Raw genomic sequence first — 15,785 nt, 5'->3', positions numbered from 1 at the left:
GCTTGGCGCTGCGGCGGACGCATAGGGGGAGAGAAGTGTCACCTATGTATCCGGTTCAAAGTGTTACCCATCTATCGGCTGGACAACGGCCTAATAAACACCTTCCCGTTCGGCTTGGCCAGCTCCGCCGGGGCCTTCGCCATCGCCTCATCCAGCGGTAGCACCGCCGTCACGTCGGTTGACCAGCGCCCATCCGAAAAGCGCTTCTGTGCTTCCATGATCGCCGGGCCGCGCTTGTCGCGGAACTGGCGCATCCATTCGACCAGCCAGAAGCCTTCAATGTGCTTGTGTTGGAAGATCATCTGGCCGGGCTCACGGATGACAGTGGTGTCCAGATCGAGCCGTCCATAGATGATCCAGCGCGAGCGCTTCGGCATGGCGTCGAAGATCGCCGAGGCCAGCGGCCCGGTCACGGCATCGAGGAAGATGCGCGGCTGCTCGGCCTTGACCACATCGCGTAGTGCTGCCTTGAAATCCGGCGCCTTCTCGTTGAGCACATGGGCAGCCCCGATCTCCTTCAACAGCGGAATCTGCTCGTCGCGGCGCACGGTGACGATCGGCCGGAACCCAGCCTCCTTGGCGAGACCCGCGATCAGCTTGCAAAGCTGGCTGGCGCCGGCGGTCATGATGAAGGCTTTTTCGCCCGTCTCCTTGACGATGTCGAACATGGCGAGCGCCGTGAGCGGGTTGACGATCATCGCCGCGCCATCCTCGTCGCGGACCGTGTCGAGCAGCGGAATGCAGCCGGCGGCTTCGGCAACTGCATAGTCCGCCCACGCGCCCCAATTGGTGACGCCTGTGGTGAAGGCGATGCGCTTGCCGATCAGGCTTTTCGCATAGGGCTCGTCGCCGCTGGCAACGACCGTGCCGACACCCTCGAAGCCGGCCGGCTGGCCCTTGGCGCGCGGCTGACCGTACTGGCCCTTGATGAACATGACGTCGGACGGGTTGATCGAGGCGAGGCTGACCTTGATCAGCACCTGGCTCGGTCCGGGCGTCGGCACGCCAATGCTGCCAACCTTGAGATACGGCTCCATCGCCTCCAGCACGCTGCCGGAGGGCGTCCTGGTGTAGCCGTCGCCGATCAGCAGCAGTGCTCTCATGTCTGAAGGTATCGGCATGGCGGGGCTCCTTAACGTTTGAGGATGAGCTTGCCGGATGCGCCACGGCCAAGCACGCGCGTCAGCACGGCGGCGGCATCGGCCAGCGGATAAGTGCCTTCGATGACCGGCCAAACCTTGCCGGCGAGATGCCAGCCGACCAGTTCCTTCAGATTGTCGGCATGGACGAGCTGGCCGAGCGGCGCGAAATCGCGGGCGATAATGGCCTTCATCCGCTCAGACCTTTTCCTGCGTGTATTTCCTGAGCTCCGTACGCGCCACCTGCCGGCGGTGCACCGCGTCCGGCCCGTCGGCAAGGCGCAGGGTTCGCAAATGCGTCCACGAGCGCGCCAGCGGCGTGTCCTGGCTGATGCCTTGCGCCCCGAACATCTGCACCGCCTCGTCGGTGACCTTGAGCGCGACGCGCGGTGCGATGACCTTGATCTGGCTGATCCAGGGCGCGGCTGCGCGCACATCGCCCTGGTCGATCATCCACGCCGCCTTGAGGCAGAGCAGCCGCGCCATCTCGATCTCCATGCGGCACTCCGCGATGATATCGAAATTGGCGCCGAGCTTGGCCAATGGCTGGCCGAAGGCCTCGCGGCGCACCGAGCGCTGGCACAGCAGCTCCAGCGCCATTTCGGCCTGGCCGATGGCGCGCATGCAATGGTGGATGCGGCCGGGGCCAAGCCGCCCCTGGGCGATCTCGAACCCCCTGCCCTCGCCGAGGATCAGGTTTCCGGCCGGCACCCTGACATTGTCGAAGCGAAGATGCATGTGGCCATGCGGCGCGTCGTCGTCGCCATAGACCTGCATCGGCCGCAGCTTGGTCACGCCCTTGGTGCCGGACGGCACCAGGATCATCGAATGGCGGCGGTGCTGCGTCTCGGCTTCGCCGGTGCGAACCATGACAATGTAGATGGCGCAGCGCGGGTCCCCGGCCCCCGACGCCCACCATTTCTCGCCGTTGAGTACATAGTCGCCGCCTTGCTTTTCGCAGCGCATGGCGATGTTGGTGGCGTCGGAGGAGGCGACATCCGGCTCCGTCATCAGATAGGCCGAGCGGATTTTCCCCTCGAGCAGCGGCGCCAGCCATGCCTGCTTGTGGTCCTCCGAGCCATAGCGCTCCAGCACCTCCATATTGCCGGTGTCGGGCGCTGAGCAATTGAAGGTCTCCGCGCCGAGATGCGCCTTGCCCATCTCCTCGGCCAGATAGGCATATTCGACGGTTGACAGCCCATAGCCGCGCTCGGAGCCGGTCAGCCAGAAATTCCACAGGCCGCGATCCTTGGCCGTTTTCTTCAACCCTTCGAGGATTTCGGTCTGCCGCGCGGTATAGACCCAGCGGTCGCCGCCCTTGCCGACCTCGCTCAAAAACTCATGATCGAGCGGCATGATCTCGTCGCGCACCATAGCGGCGACGCGGGCGTGGATCGGCTTCAGCCGCTCGGTCATGCCGAGATTGATGTCCGCCATCGGTCTCCAACCCTTTCACGCATCCAGGCACTTTACCCGTGGCAAGGATGACCGTACTTCGGTTAGCCTTGTCAACGCGAGCCCTTTCGCCCCGGACCGTGAGCAGAAAGGCGCGGAGGAATTGCGATGAGCTATCTGGAAGAACTGTTCTCAGTCGCGGGTAAGACCGCGCTGGTAACGGGAGCCGCGACCGGCATCGGCCGCATGGTTGCGACCGCTTTGGTCCAGGCCGGCGCTACCGTGATGATCGCCTCGCGCAAGGGCAAGGATTGCATCAAGGTCGCCGCTGAGTTGAACGGGCTCGGCGGCTCCGGCAGTGCCGAAGGTTTCGCCGGTGACGTCTCGAGCGAAGCCGGCATTGCCGCGCTGGTCAGCGAGGTCAAGGCGCGCACCGAGAAGCTGCACATTCTGGTCAACAATGCCGGCATATCCTGGGGTGCCTCCCTGGAGGATTTTCCCTATAGCGGCTGGGCCAAGGTGTTCGCCGTCAACGTCACCGCCGTCTTCCATCTGACGCGCGAATTGCTGCCGCTGCTGGAAGCCGCCGCGAGCGATGCCGATCCGGCCCGCGTCATCAATCTGGGCTCGGTGATGGGCACGCAGCCGCTGGCCGACGACGCCTATTCCTATACCGCGTCCAAAGGCGCCGTTCACCACCTGACGCGCACGCTGGCGATCGAGCTCGCGGCGCGGCGCATCACCGTCAACGCCTTCGCGCCCGGCCCCTTCCAGAGCCGGATGACCGCCTTTGCCACCGGCACCGAAGAAAAGGCCAGACATGTCGGCAGCCATGTGCCGATCGGACGTATCGGCGTGGCGGATGACATCGGCGGCGCAACGCTCTATTTGTGCAGCCGCGCCGGCTCCTATGTCACCGGCGCCATCCTGCCGATCGACGGCGGGCAGTCGGTGCAGCATGGGCTGACACTGTTCAAGGAATGAGCCGCGGTCGGCGGCAAGGGGAGGACACCGCAGTGGAACCGATCAGTCTCGATGTGCTTCTGGCCAGCGTCGGCAAGGAAGTCGGCGTCTCGCCATGGCGCGAGGTCACACAGACCATGATCGACCAGTTCGCCGACGCCACCGACGACCACCAGTTCATCCATTGCGACCCCGAGCGGGCCAAAAACGAGACGCCGTTCGGCGGCACCATCGCGCATGGCTTCCTGTCGTTGTCGCTGCTCTCGGCGATGACCTTCGAGACCATGCCGCCGCTGGAAAAGGGCAAGATGGGCGTCAACCACGGTTTCGATTCGCTGCGCTTCCTGGCGCCGGTGAAGACCGGCGCGCGCATCCGCACCCGCTTCGTGCTGGCCGACGTCAAGGTCAGGCCGTCGGGCTGGGTGCAGACGGCGCATGACGTGACCATCGAGATCGAAGGCTCGAAGAAGCCGGCGCTGACCGCGCGCTGGCTGACGCTGACGCTGATCGAGCGTGAGCCGGAGACCGCATGAGCGACGCCAATACGCTCGACCAGACAGCGCTAGCCCCTTACCTCGAGGCGCACATCCCTGGTTTTGCACGGCTTTCCGCAATCGAAAAATTCAAATCCGGCCAGTCGAACCCGACCTATCTGCTGACCGCGGCCAGCGGCCGCTATGTCCTGCGCGCCAAGCCGCCGGGCCAGTTGCTGAAATCGGCGCATCAGGTCGACCGCGAATTCACGGTCATGAAGGCGCTGGCCGGCACCGCCGTGCCGGTGCCGGCGATGCTGCATCTGTCGGCGGAGGCGACGCCGATCGGCCGCATGTTCTACGTCATGGATTTTCTCGACGGCCGCATCTTCTGGGATCCGGCAGTGCCGGAGGCCGCTGGCAACGATGAGCGCGCCGCCCTCTACGATGCCATGAACGCCACCCTGGCCGCCCTGCACGACGTCGATGTCGAGGCGGTCGGGCTCGGCGATTTCGGCAAACCCGGCAATTACTTCGAACGCCAGCTGGCACGCTGGACCAGCCAGTACCGCGCCTCGGAGACCGGCACGGTCGCCGACATGGACCTGCTGATCGCGTGGCTGGAGACGCATATTCCGGCCGATGACGGCCGAAAATCTCTCGTGCATGGCGACTACCGGCTGGACAACATGATCTTCGCGCACAATGAGCCGAAAGTGCTGGCCGTGCTCGACTGGGAACTGTCGACACTCGGCGATCCCTTCGCCGACATCGCCTATCAATGCATGCAATGGCGCCTGCCGCACGCCTCGGGCTTTCGCGGTCTTGGCGGCGTCGACCGCGCCGCCCTCGGCCTTCCTTCCGAGGACGCGTACGTCGCCGCCTATTGCCGGCGGCGCGGGCTGGGCGGCATCGACAATTGGAGCTTCTTCCTCGCCTTCTCCTTCTTCCGCTTGGCGGCCATCTGTCAGGGCGTCTACAAACGGGCGCTCGACGGCAACGCCTCCAATCCCGAAAAGGCCAGGACCTATGGCGAAGCGGTGAAGCTGCTGTCGCACCTTGCCGCCAAGCTGATCGACCGAACCTGAGTAGACAATGAGATAGTGTGGTCGGCGCGATTTGATGACAGATCGGATCAGTTCCGTTCCCCGACCGGGGAGCAAGCCCACACGGAGGCGGTGGCAACCGGCCTGGAAACAGGACGCAAACCGATCACCGTCTGTAGACAGAGCATGATGCCGAAAAGTGTGAAGCGGTTTTCGGACGACATCATGCTCTATCTATTTGATTTAGAGCCGGATTCAGATTCAGGTCAATTCGACCTGAAATCATCCGGCTCTAGCGCGCATCGCTGGAAATGAACTTCATGTGCCGGCTGACTTGCAGGGCGATGTAGACGACCAGCGAGCATCCGATCGGAAACACGATCTCAATGAGGCCGGTGGCGACAGCCTGCGGCAATGCCAGCGCAATGTCCTTGGCTGCGGCGGTCTCGATCGTCAGCGCCGTGATCCCGCCGCCGAACACCGCGCCGGCCAAGGCACCCGCCAGCATGAAATGCAGCGAGCGAGGTTTTTCCTTGGATGCCAGCGAAGCCAGCATCCAGCCCAGCAAGCCATACTCGATCGCCCGCAACATACCGAGCGTGGTGAGCGACAGGATCACGGGCTTTGCCGATACATCAAGCGCGCTCACCATCACCTTTTGCGTACCTTTGGCGATGCCCATGGCCAGCGGCCCCGAGATCATGGCGATAAGGCCGCCAAGCGAGGCTCGCACCTTGGTGATCGCCGTGCCGAGGCTGACGCCGGCGCAGACGAAGAATGACCAGGTCACGCCTTGCGCCAAGTCTATCAGAACCTGGGTCGGGGCCGGGTGCGAACCTGCCGCAAATCCGGCAGTCAGAATAAGCGCTTCCATGGCGAAGCCGATTGCGATCGCCAGCCATGCGACTATCACGACTCGCCTGAGCGCCAGCCTTGCGCCATGAGAAAGTGGATGTGCGCCCGGCAGCCCGGACGAAAGCTCTATCGCAGCCATAGAGGCCCCGAAAACCGAAATTTCTTGCAGAGCCGCCAAATAGGCTTTGTTTGTAACAGTCCGATGTTGCCTGCGTGCGCCCAGGTTACACATGCTGTGACATAGATGCCGGCGAAATGGACCAGACGGGCACGACTATTCGAGAGAAAGCTTGAGGTCGCTTTTTGATGTCCCTGACAGCGCCCTTGCCCGTTTCCGTACAGCGTATATATTCAGTCATGCACAACCAACCAAAGGCACCGGATCTTGCCACTGAGCGTTCAGAAACGCCGCGAGAAACAAAAGGCCGAACTGCGTTCCGAACTGCTCGACGCAGCCCACAAGCTCGTCAAGGAAGAGGGCTATGAAGGCCTGACCATCCGCAAGTTGGCCAAGCGGGTCGGCTATGCTCCGATGTCGGTCTATTCCTACTTCGCCGACAAGCAAGACATCCTGTTTGCGCTGGCCGAGGATGCCTTCGAAACACTTGCCCGCCGCATCGAGGAGCATCCTTCCGACGATCCGATCGAGGCCTTGCGTGCGGTGATGACCGAATATGCCGCCTTCGGGCTCGGCAACCCCAACGAATACCGCACCGTGTTCATGACCGAAAAGACCAAGCTGCCGGAAGGCAGAAGCTATGAGGACATGGAAGAGGCCAACCCGGCGATGAAAGCGCTGATATCCAGGGTCGAGGCCTGCGTTGCTGCAGGCAAGCTGCAGGGCGATCCGCGCGCCATCGCCACCATGCTTTGGGCAGTCGGCCACGGCACCATCTCGCTTTTGATCACGTTCCCGTTCTACCCCTTCGGGGATCCGCAGGCTTTCGTGACGCGGATGTGCGATTTCACACTCGCCACGCTCAGCACTCAGAATGTGCCGCCGCTGACCGAGACCCCGGTCGACTGCTGAGCATCCCCGCCCCTCCAATTCAACGTCCGGCCTGACAGCTTCGGCTGTGTCAGTGCGCCGCAATTTTCGGCATTCAAAAAAATTTGTCGTACGCGTACGCTTTTCGACTTGAAAACCCATCTCGGTGGGCGTATGTGTACGTTGTATCGTACATGTACGAAAAGAATTTAACCGATGGAGACAGACATGAACAAGACCCTTCTCGCTCTCGCCACCGTGCTGGCTCTCTCCGGCTCGGCTTTCGCCGCCAACAACACACACTCGACCAAGCAGGCCCCCGCCGCCACCTGCGTCGACACCACGACCAATGCCAAGCTCGATTGCGCCGTGACCGGCTCGGTCGAAAAGTCCGACGTCAAGGCCAAGAGCCCGCGTCTCGGCATCGAGATCAACCCATGGATCGTGCCGAGCACGTTCTAAGTTGATCGGGCTCGACCACAGCACAACGATTAATTTAAGGGCGGCAGGATAATCCCGGCCGCCCGTTTTTTCCTCAGCGCCCCCATTTCCTCAGCGCAAGCCGGCTTTTCCTGAGTTCAAACCTGGCGTAGCCGAACGGGTTATTTCTTGCGCGGTTTGCGACCCGGCACCGTCTTGGCCTTGCCGGGTCTTGCCGGCGCGCCTGGGATGGCGGTCGAGGTGATCGACACCGGATCGCTGGCCGGAAACGTGTCCTCGAGGCCTTCCTCGAGTTCCTCTTCTTCGGCAGTCACCTCGTGATGCTGCTCGTGTTCGAGTGAGCGCACGGCGGACGTCTTGCCAGCTGACTTCGGCGGCGCTTTCGACGGCATCGTATGTTCTCCCTGATGAGGGAAGCAGAACGGCTTGACCCGTCAAACGTTCCTACGCCGCCGCGTCGCTGGCTGCTTCCGACAGGAAAGTAAAGACATAGTCCGAGAAGGAACGCCAGCACTCGACCCGGAAAGCGTCGGCTGCCGTGCGCAACAGCAGGATTTCGCACTTGCCGAGAATGGTGCGCGACGCCGCGCCCACCGGAAAAGCCTCGAGCGACAAATCCTGCGGGCAGCCTGCATTGATCGCGGCGGCAGCCGCCGGGCCGGTGACGGCGAAGGCGACGTTGCGGTGCGAGATGCCGACCGCCGAATGCAATGCGGTCACCTTGGCGCAGTCGGCAAGCGGATCCTTGCCGGCTTCGTCGATCACAAACCATTCGTCCGGTCCGAGCCACAGCGCCGTGCGGCCACCCTTGGCCGCCGAGGTCTTCGGCTGCTTCGGCAAGGTCAGGCCGAGCGCCTTCGACAGCGCCGCGACGGAAGCCTCCGGCGCGCGCAGCGACATGCGCTCCGCCGGCGGCAGCACCTCGACCTTGACATCCGTTGCGGAAACGACGCGTCCAGCCAGGGCCGGGCGGCGCTCGACCGACGGCGCTGCAGCTGGGGCCGTCTTCTTTGCAGCAGCCTTAGCCATTGAGGCGCCCTCCCGTCTCGTCGAAGAACACCATGCCGGTAACCTCGACTTCGATCACCCCGTTCGGCATCGGCACATAGAGCGTGTCGCCCATCCGGTCGCGGCCGCCGGCAACCAGCGCCAGCGCGATCGAGCGACCGCAATTTTCCGACCAGTAGCTGGATGTGACGTGACCGATCATCTTCATCGGGATCGCCTGCTTCGGGTCGGCGACGATCTGCGCGCCTTCCTCAAGCACCACTTTCGGGTCCTTGGTCTTCAAGCCGACCAGTTGCTTGCGGCCCTTGGCGACCAGATCGGGCCGCGTCAGGCCGCGGATGCCGACGAAGTCGGTCTTCTTCTTGCCGACCGCCCAGTCGAGCCCGGCATCGTTCGGCGTCACCGTGCCGTCCGTGTCCTGGCCGACGATGATGTAGCCCTTTTCGGCGCGCAGCACGTGCATCGCCTCGGTGCCGTAAGCGGCGGCGCCATGCTTTTGGCCTTCGGCCCACAGCGCTTCCCAGACGGCCTGGCCGTGATCGGCCGGCACGTTGACTTCAAAACCGCGCTCGCCGGTGAACGACATGCGAAACAGCCTGGTCGGCACGCCGCAGATCTTGCCTTCGCGCACCGACATATGCGGCAGCGCCTCGTCCGACATGTCGATGCCTTCGACCAGCGGCGCGATGATGTCGCGCGACTTCGGCCCCTGCACGGCGATGACCGCCCACTGTTCGGTGATCGAGGTCAGCCAGACGTTCAGATGCGGGAACTCGGTCTGGAGATAATCCTCCATGTGGTTCATGACGCGCGGCGCGCCGCCGGTTGTCGTCGTCACATGGAAACGATCCGGCGCCAGTCGGCCGACGACGCCGTCATCATAGATGAAGCCGTCCTCGCGCAGCATGATGCCATAGCGGCAGCGGCCGGGCTCAAGCTTCTCCCATGGATTGGTGTAGAGCAGTTCCATGAACCTGGCCGCATCCGGTCCGACCACTTCGATCTTGCCCAGCGTCGAGGCATCGAACAGGCCGGCATTGCTGCGCACAGCGACGCATTCGCGGTCGACCGCCTTGTGCATGTCCTCGCCGGGTTTGGGGAAATACCAGGCGCGCTTCCACTGGCCGACATCTTCGAACACGGCGCCTTGCGCTTCGGCCCAGGGATGGATCGCGGTCTTGCGTGTCGGGTCGAACAGCGGACCGCGCGAATGGCTGACGATCGCGCCGAAAGTAACAGGCGTATAGGGCGCGCGGAACGTGGTCAGCCCGACCTCGGGGATCGGCTTGCCCAGCGTCTCGGCGGCAATCGCCAGGCCGTGCATGTTGGAGGTCTTGCCCTGGTCGGTCGCCATGCCGTTGGTGGTGAAGCGCTTGACGTGCTCGATCGAGCGCATGCCTTCATGCACCGCCTGGCGGATGTCCTTGGCGGTGACGTCGTTCTGGAAATCGACGAAGGCCTTGACCGTCTTGTCCGGCCCGGCGCCGGGCGCCGCGCCCAGCATGCCGCGCGACCAGCTTTCCGACGCGTCGACCTTCGGCTTAACGCCCTTGGCCACTTTGCCGCCCGCATCCTTCGCCGCCTTGGCGCCGGCCGCATAGGCTTCGTCGATCGACGCCGAGAGCCCATCCGTACCGTTGCAGGCGCCGACCGAAACGCAGTCCTGCGCATAGATGCCCGGCACGAAGCGCTTGGTCTCGTCATTGAAGGCGACCTTGCCGCGCGACTGTGAGAACAAATGCACCGACGGCGTCCAGCCGGCCGACATCAGGATGGCGTCGACCGGAATGGTGCGCTCGCCGCCCCCATTCTTCGGCTGCACCGTCATCGAGGTCACGCGCAACTTGCCGCCGGCGCGGATCACCGCGCGGCCGAAATTGACCTCGATCCCGAGCGCCCTCGCCTCGTCGATCACAGGTCCGGTCGGATGGTCGCGCAGGTCAACGATCGCCGCCACGTTGACGCCGGCCTTCTTCAGGTCGATCGCGGCGGAGTAGGCCGAGTCATTGGCGGTGTAGACGCCGACATTTTTGCCGACCGCGACACCGTACTGGTTGAGATAAGTCCGCGCCGCCGAGGCCAGCATGATGCCGGGCCGGTCATTGTCGGCAAACACCATATGGCGTTCGATGGCGCCGGTCGCCAGCACCACGCGCTTGGCGCGTACCTGCCATAGGCGCTCGCGCGGCAAATCGTGGCCGGGGTTTTGCAGATGGTCGCTGACCCGCTCGACCAGGCCGACGAAATTCTGCGCGTAATAGCCGAACGCCGTCGTGCGCGAGAGCACACGGACATTGTCCATGGCGGCAAGCTTGGCTACCGCTGCTTGCGCCCAGCCAAAGCCGTCATGGCCGTCTATCCTGGCGCCGCTCTCGAAACGCAGGCTGCCGCCGAAGCCGGCCTGCTCGTCGACGAGGATGACACGCGCGCCGGTTTCGGCAGCGGCAAGCGCTGCCGCGATGCCGGCCGCACCGCCGCCCAGCACCAGCACGTCGCAATGCGCATAGCGCGAGGAATAATGGTCGGGATCTGGCTTGTCGGGCGAAACGCCGAGACCCGCCGCGGCGCGGATCTTCGGCTCGTAGAGACTCTTCCAGGCCGCCTTCGGCCACATGAAGGTCTTGTAGTAGAAACCGGCCGAAAACAGCGGCGATGCCAGATCGTTGACCGCGCCGACGTCGAAGGCGAGCGACGGCCAGCGGTTTTGCGAGTTGGCGACGAGCCCGTCATAGAGCTCCTGCACCGTGGCGCGGATGTTGGGCGCCTTGCGTGCCGCGTCGCGCTTGACCTCGACCAGCGCATTTGGCTCTTCCGCTCCGGCCGACAGGAAGCCGCGCGGACGGTGATACTTGAACGAACGTCCCACCAGATGCACGCCATTGGCAAGCAGCGCCGAGGCCAGCGTGTCGCCTTCGATGCCGGTGTAAGACTGGCCGTCGAAAGAGAACCGCGCGGTCTTGGCCTGGCTGAGACGGCCGGCGCTCGGAATGCGGAACGCGCCGCTCATTTGGAAGCCATTTCGTTGGAGTTTTTGGGCAGCTTGGACGGTTTCGGCTCGCCGGCTTTGTAAGTCATGACGAACTTGTCGGTGACGGTGTCGCGCACCGCGTTGAAGAAACGCGCGCAGCCATGGATGTGGCGCCAGCGCTCATGGATGATGCCCTTGGGGTTCGAGCGGATGAAGAAGAACTTTTCGAAGTCGTCGTCGCTCTCGCCCGCCATGTTGGCCGAACGCGCAATATGCGCCTCGCCGGCGTTACGGAACTCGAGCTCCGGGCGCTCTTCCTCGCAATAGGGGCAGCGGATGAGAAGCATTATCGTTCGTTCCTACAATTCGCCGTGGCCGACATGCGCGCCGGCCGGTTGGTTGCAAAGCCTCTGGCCCATCGCCGCAAAAGGCGCGACGAGCCGAATGCGCTCCTCTACACTTGCGGCGGGGCGAAACAGCTCGCGATACGCCATGTTGCCGATCGTGAGCTGAAACGGATCGGTCGTTACGATGACGCTGCGCGCATCGAATGTGTCGTCCTCGCCGAGATCGGAGGGCCTGTTCTCCATGAAGATGACCACCTTCTGGCCACCGCTCCACACGCATGCCAGAATGCCGGCGTCGATCGAAAACGGCCAATTGGCTTCGTTGCCGGCGCGGCTGATCGGCTGCGTCCGCACCTCGTCCGGTGACGGAAAATGGAACAGGTCCTGCTCCCCCGCCAGCACCAGCGGCACCGCTACAGCCAGTTCCACCATCATCAGTGCGCCACCGCCGCCGCTGCTGCCTCGTCGATGAGGCGCCCGGTGCGGAAGCGCTCGATGGTGAAGGGCGCGTTGATCGGATGCGGATCGTCCTTGGCAATCGTGTGGGCAAAGACATGGCCTGAGCCGGGCGTTGCCTTGAAGCCGCCCGTGCCCCAGCCGCAATTGACATAGAGGCCTGATACCGGCGTCTTGGCCAGGATCGGCGAACGGTCGGGCGTCACGTCGACGATGCCGCCCCACGAGCGCAGCATCTTCATGCGGGTGAAGATCGGGAACATCTCGCAGATGGCGTCCAGCGTATGCTGCAAAATGTGCAGGCCGCCGGTCTGCGAATAGGAGACATACTGGTCGGTACCGGCGCCGATCACCAGTTCGCCCTTGTCGGACTGCGAGATGTAGGCGTGCACCGTGTTCGACATCACCACGCAAGGCACCACCGGCTTGACCGGCTCCGACACCAGCGCCTGCAGCGGATAGCTTTCCAGCGGCATGCGCACGCCGGCCATGTTCATGATCACCGAGGAATGGCCTGCAGCCACCACACCGACCTTCTTGGCGCCGATGAAGCCGCGCGTCGTGTCGACGCCCATGACCGCGCCATTGGCCGCCCGCTTGACGCCGGTGACCTCGCAATTCTGGATGATGTGCACGCCGCGCGCCGAAGCGCCGCGCGCATAGCCCCAGGCCACCGCATCGTGACGCGCCGTGCCGCCTCGCCGCTGCAAGGCGGCGCCGACAACGGGATAGCGCGCCTGCCTGGAAATGTTGAGCGGCGGGCAGAATTCCTTCGCCTGCTCGGGCGTCAGCCATTCATTGTCGATGCCGTTGAGACGGTTGGCATGGACATGGCGCTTCAGCACCTGGATGTCGTGCACATTGTGCGCCAGCATCATGACGCCGCGCGCCGAATACATGACGTTGTAGTTGAGTTCCTGGGAGAGCCCATCCCACAGCTTCAGCGCATGGTCGTAAATGCCGGCGCTCTCGTCATAGAGATAGTTGGAGCGGATGATGGTGGTGTTGCGCCCGGTGTTGCCGCCGCCTAGCCAGCCCTTTTCCAGCACCGCGACATTGGTGATGCCGTGCACGGTGGCGAGATAGTAGGCGGTGGCCAGGCCATGACCGCCGGCGCCGACGATGATGACGTCATATTCCTTCTTCGGTTCCGGCGAGGACCATTGTTCCTCCCAGCCCTTGTGGCCGCGCATGGCCTCGCGGGCGATGGCGAATACCGAATATTTTTTCAACGTTCCAGCCTCGCAAATGGCGGTGGGGTATTTTACGCAGCCCCGGCGCGCGAGGTGTATCACTAGCGAAACGGCGCTTCCACCCTTGCGCTGTTTGCGACGGCGCTTGCCGTTTTGCGCCGCGGTGGAAAAGACCTGCCCGGGCTGGCAGGCATGGCTGCGTTCGGACACACTGGCGATCGCGAGACTCTGGAGGACGAATATGGGCAACGCCTGGTGGAATCTGACGTTGCGTTTCCTGCTGGAACTTGCCGCCTTGCTTGGCCTCGGCTTTGCCGGCTGGAGCCTCTCCGGCGGATGGTGGCGCTGGCTCTTCGCCTTGGCCTTGCCGTTCATTGCAGCTGCGCTGTGGGGAACCTTCGCGGTGCGCGGCGATCCGAGCCGGTCCGGACGCGCGCCGGTTCCTGTACCAGGCGCAGTCAGGCTGGTGCTTGAACTGGCCATCCTGTTTGGCGGTGCAGCCGGATTCTATGCCGCCGGTCACACGACCACGGGCGTTGTCATCACGCTGCTCATCGCCATCAGCTACGCATTTTCGCTCGACCGCCTCGGCTGGCTGCTGAAGCAATAGTCCGGCGCGCGGCGCTTGTGCCGCTGCGAAGCCATTCAGCAAGTCGAGCACGTATCGGGTGGCTAGCACCGTCCCGAACTGCGATCAACATCCCGGTTGCCGGCACAGCCGGCGCGATGAAAGGATGTAAAAAATGTTCGCACTCACCAATAAAATAGCGATCGTCACCGGCGCCAGTTCCGGCATCGGCCGCGCCACCGCAAAACTCTTCGCCGAAGAAGGCTCCAGGGTCGTCATCGCCGCCCGCCGCCAGGCCGAACTCGATGCGCTGGTCGTCGAAATCGAGGACGCCGACGGCACGGCAGTCGCGCTTGCCGGCGATGTCCGCGACGAAGCCTATGCAAAAGCCCTCGTCGATCTCGCCGTCGAAAAATTCGGCGGGCTCGATATCGCCTTCAACAATGTCGGCTCCGTCGGAACGATGGGTCCGATTTCGGAACTGTCGCTGGACGGATGGCGCGAGACGCTCGACGCCAATCTGACCAGCGCCTTTCTCGGCGCGAAATACCAGGTGCCGGCGATGGTCGAACGCGGCGGCGGATCGCTGATCTTCACCTCGACCTTCGTCGGTCACACAGTCGGCATGCCGGGCATGACCAGCTATGCCGCGAGCAAGGCCGGACTGATCGGCCTGACGCAGGTGCTGGCCGCCGAATACGGCCCCAGGGGCGTGCGGGTCAACGCGCTGATGCCGGGTGGCACCGACACGCCGTCGGCAACATTCAAGACGCCGGAATCACGCGCTTTCGTGGAAAACCTGCATGCCTTGAAACGTGTCGCTGTGCCTGAAGAGATCGCCCGCGCTGCGCTCTTCCTGGCATCGGATGCGTCGAGCTTCACCACAGGATCGGCGCTGTTTGCCGATGGCGGCGTCTCGATCACCCGGACGTGAAGCATTTCGCGGATCATCGCCCGCGCCGATCAGCCATAGAACCCGAAACCGGACTTGCTTTTTCCACGCGATTTGGCGATTCGGTTTCGGGTGAGGAGGACGGACATGCTGCTTATCAGGACCTATGTCGCCCAGAGCGCAATCGAAGGCGTCGGCGTGTTCGCCGCCGAGCCGATCAGCAAGGGCGCCTCGATCTGGCGGCTCGATCCGGATTTCGACCGGCTGATCCCGATGGACAAATACGAGGCGGCGCCGCCGCACCTCAAGGAATTGCTCGATCGCTATGCCTATCCGAGCCCCGACCGTCCCGGCTTCATGGTCTACGAAGTCGACAATGGCCGCTTCATGAACCACGCCGAGCGGCCGAACACGGATTTTTCGCAATATGGCGGCGCCACCGCCACCCGAGATATATCAGCCGGTGAGGAAATTACCTGCGATTACGGCGAATTCTTCGAGGATTTCGCACGGCTCCATCTGGCCAGCGCCTAGTTGGCGCCCTATCTCGGGCCTGCCGTGGCAAATTGGCGGTTGTCCTTCATTTCCAGTGTGGACAGCGCGGCCTGATTCTGCTATCAGCCGCCACAATTCGTGGTGTAAAGCGCCGCGGAGGCATGTGGCTATGGCCACTTGCCTGTTGATATCAAACCCGAAAGACAGGATTGCCCGTGCAGGTACTCGTCCGCGACAATAACGTTGATCAGGCGCTTCGCGCTCTCAAGAAGAAGATGCAGCGCGAAGGCATTTTCCGCGAAATGAAGATGCGCGGCCATTACGAGAAGCCTTCCGAGAAGCGCGCCCGTGAAAAGGCCGAAGCCGTTCGCCGCGCCCGCAAGCTGGCGCGCAAGCGCGCCCAGCGCGAAGGCCTGCTGCCGATGACGCCCCGCCCGGTTGCTGCCGGCGCCGCCGGTGGTCCTGGTGGTGCTCCGCGTCCGCCGCGGTTCTGACGCCAATTTTTCGTCCTTTTCGAAGGATACTCTGAGGTGGCGCGATGCGGAATCGCCGCCACCT

General features: G+C 63.6%; 19 protein-coding genes. 9 read left to right on the top strand and 10 right to left on the bottom strand.

Annotation, left to right across the window (positions count from 1 at the left end):
• Positions 1–71 precede the first annotated feature (71 nt).
• The 3 genes from NKJ77_RS29165 to NKJ77_RS29155 are packed head-to-tail and all read right to left on the bottom strand — an operon-like array spanning position 72 to position 2,576.
• Positions 72–1,121, bottom strand: coding sequence for a zinc-binding dehydrogenase (locus NKJ77_RS29165; RefSeq protein WP_023831759.1), 1,050 nt, complete (start codon positions 1,119–1,121; stop codon positions 72–74).
• Between the two features lie 11 nt (positions 1,122–1,132).
• Positions 1,133–1,417 carry a zinc-binding dehydrogenase gene (locus tag NKJ77_RS29160; protein ID WP_196815079.1) on the bottom strand — a complete coding sequence of 95 codons (285 nt, stop codon included), beginning with the start codon at positions 1,415–1,417 and terminating at the stop codon, positions 1,133–1,135.
• Positions 1,338–2,576, bottom strand: a complete 1,239-nt coding sequence (locus NKJ77_RS29155; RefSeq protein ID WP_352536169.1) for an acyl-CoA dehydrogenase family protein — start codon at positions 2,574–2,576, stop codon at positions 1,338–1,340. The genes NKJ77_RS29160 and NKJ77_RS29155 overlap by 80 nt, the downstream gene beginning before the upstream one ends.
• A gap of 126 nt (positions 2,577–2,702) precedes the next feature.
• Between NKJ77_RS29155 and NKJ77_RS29150 the strand changes: the two genes are divergently transcribed.
• From NKJ77_RS29150 to NKJ77_RS29140, 3 genes are read left to right on the top strand one after another with little or no spacing between them, the layout of a single operon-like run.
• Positions 2,703–3,518 carry an SDR family oxidoreductase gene (locus tag NKJ77_RS29150; protein WP_023695624.1) on the top strand — a complete coding sequence of 272 codons (816 nt, stop codon included), beginning with the start codon at positions 2,703–2,705 and terminating at the stop codon, positions 3,516–3,518.
• Complete coding sequence (locus NKJ77_RS29145) at positions 3,515–4,030, top strand: MaoC family dehydratase (protein ID WP_280790513.1); 516 nt, start codon at positions 3,515–3,517, stop codon at positions 4,028–4,030. The genes NKJ77_RS29150 and NKJ77_RS29145 overlap by 4 nt, the downstream gene beginning before the upstream one ends.
• Positions 4,027–5,058 carry a phosphotransferase family protein gene (locus tag NKJ77_RS29140; protein ID WP_023728438.1) on the top strand — a complete coding sequence of 344 codons (1,032 nt, stop codon included), beginning with the start codon at positions 4,027–4,029 and terminating at the stop codon, positions 5,056–5,058. The genes NKJ77_RS29145 and NKJ77_RS29140 overlap by 4 nt, the downstream gene beginning before the upstream one ends.
• Before the next feature lie 250 nt (positions 5,059–5,308).
• Here NKJ77_RS29140 and NKJ77_RS29135 read toward each other — a convergent pair whose 3' ends face one another.
• Complete coding sequence (locus tag NKJ77_RS29135; RefSeq protein ID WP_023710915.1) at positions 5,309–5,929, bottom strand: hypothetical protein; 621 nt, start codon at positions 5,927–5,929, stop codon at positions 5,309–5,311.
• A 327-nt stretch (positions 5,930–6,256) separates the two neighbouring features.
• Between NKJ77_RS29135 and NKJ77_RS29130 the strand changes: the two genes are divergently transcribed.
• The gene (locus tag NKJ77_RS29130; protein WP_023671149.1) at positions 6,257–6,901 is read left to right on the top strand and encodes a TetR/AcrR family transcriptional regulator; all 645 of its coding nucleotides are present in this window, start codon (positions 6,257–6,259) and stop codon (positions 6,899–6,901) included.
• Between the two features lie 186 nt (positions 6,902–7,087).
• On the top strand, positions 7,088–7,321 hold the full coding sequence (locus NKJ77_RS29125) for a DUF680 domain-containing protein (protein WP_023671148.1): 234 nt from the start codon (positions 7,088–7,090) through the stop codon (positions 7,319–7,321).
• A gap of 140 nt (positions 7,322–7,461) precedes the next feature.
• On the opposite strand, the gene NKJ77_RS29120 is transcribed toward NKJ77_RS29125, so the two are convergent.
• Genes NKJ77_RS29120 through NKJ77_RS29095 form a run of 6 tightly spaced genes read right to left on the bottom strand, consistent with a single transcriptional unit; the run spans position 7,462 to position 13,311 of the window.
• The gene (locus NKJ77_RS29120) at positions 7,462–7,692 is read right to left on the bottom strand and encodes a hypothetical protein (protein WP_023691851.1); all 231 of its coding nucleotides are present in this window, start codon (positions 7,690–7,692) and stop codon (positions 7,462–7,464) included.
• A 52-nt stretch (positions 7,693–7,744) separates the two neighbouring features.
• Positions 7,745–8,329 (bottom strand): sarcosine oxidase subunit gamma, encoded by a 585-nt coding sequence (locus NKJ77_RS29115; RefSeq protein ID WP_023686457.1) that lies wholly within the window; start codon positions 8,327–8,329, stop codon positions 7,745–7,747.
• The gene (locus NKJ77_RS29110; protein WP_352536168.1) at positions 8,322–11,315 is read right to left on the bottom strand and encodes a sarcosine oxidase subunit alpha; all 2,994 of its coding nucleotides are present in this window, start codon (positions 11,313–11,315) and stop codon (positions 8,322–8,324) included. Before NKJ77_RS29110 ends, NKJ77_RS29115 begins: the two co-directional genes overlap by 8 nt.
• Complete coding sequence (locus NKJ77_RS29105) at positions 11,312–11,623, bottom strand: sarcosine oxidase subunit delta (RefSeq protein WP_352536167.1); 312 nt, start codon at positions 11,621–11,623, stop codon at positions 11,312–11,314. Before NKJ77_RS29105 ends, NKJ77_RS29110 begins: the two co-directional genes overlap by 4 nt.
• A 12-nt stretch (positions 11,624–11,635) precedes the next feature.
• A complete protein-coding gene (locus tag NKJ77_RS29100; RefSeq protein WP_023686459.1) occupies positions 11,636–12,058 on the bottom strand; it encodes a hypothetical protein in 423 nt (140 codons plus the stop codon).
• A complete protein-coding gene (locus NKJ77_RS29095; RefSeq protein WP_023686460.1) occupies positions 12,058–13,311 on the bottom strand; it encodes a sarcosine oxidase subunit beta in 1,254 nt (417 codons plus the stop codon). Before NKJ77_RS29095 ends, NKJ77_RS29100 begins: the two co-directional genes overlap by 1 nt.
• Before the next feature lie 202 nt (positions 13,312–13,513).
• Between NKJ77_RS29095 and NKJ77_RS29090 the strand changes: the two genes are divergently transcribed.
• The 4 genes from NKJ77_RS29090 to rpsU all read left to right on the top strand — a co-directional run bounded on the left by NKJ77_RS29090 (position 13,514) and on the right by rpsU (position 15,721).
• Entirely contained in the window at positions 13,514–13,882 is a 369-nt protein-coding gene (locus NKJ77_RS29090; RefSeq protein ID WP_023671141.1) for a YrdB family protein, read from the top strand.
• Positions 13,883–14,015: 133 nt separating this feature from the next.
• Positions 14,016–14,774, top strand: a complete 759-nt coding sequence (locus tag NKJ77_RS29085) for an SDR family oxidoreductase (RefSeq protein WP_352536166.1) — start codon at positions 14,016–14,018, stop codon at positions 14,772–14,774.
• Between the two features lie 105 nt (positions 14,775–14,879).
• Positions 14,880–15,266 carry an SET domain-containing protein gene (locus NKJ77_RS29080; RefSeq protein ID WP_352536165.1) on the top strand — a complete coding sequence of 129 codons (387 nt, stop codon included), beginning with the start codon at positions 14,880–14,882 and terminating at the stop codon, positions 15,264–15,266.
• Between the two features lie 176 nt (positions 15,267–15,442).
• Positions 15,443–15,721 carry a 30S ribosomal protein S21 gene (gene rpsU, locus NKJ77_RS29075; RefSeq protein ID WP_023671138.1) on the top strand — a complete coding sequence of 93 codons (279 nt, stop codon included), beginning with the start codon at positions 15,443–15,445 and terminating at the stop codon, positions 15,719–15,721.
• The last annotated feature ends 64 nt before the right edge of the window (positions 15,722–15,785 follow it).

The sequence above is a fragment of the Mesorhizobium sp. M0052 genome (genome assembly GCF_040323255.1).
GTDB lineage: Bacteria > Pseudomonadota > Alphaproteobacteria > Rhizobiales > Rhizobiaceae > Mesorhizobium.
Note: the sequence above shows the minus strand (reverse complement) of the source record. Positions and strands in the feature narration are given on the sequence as shown.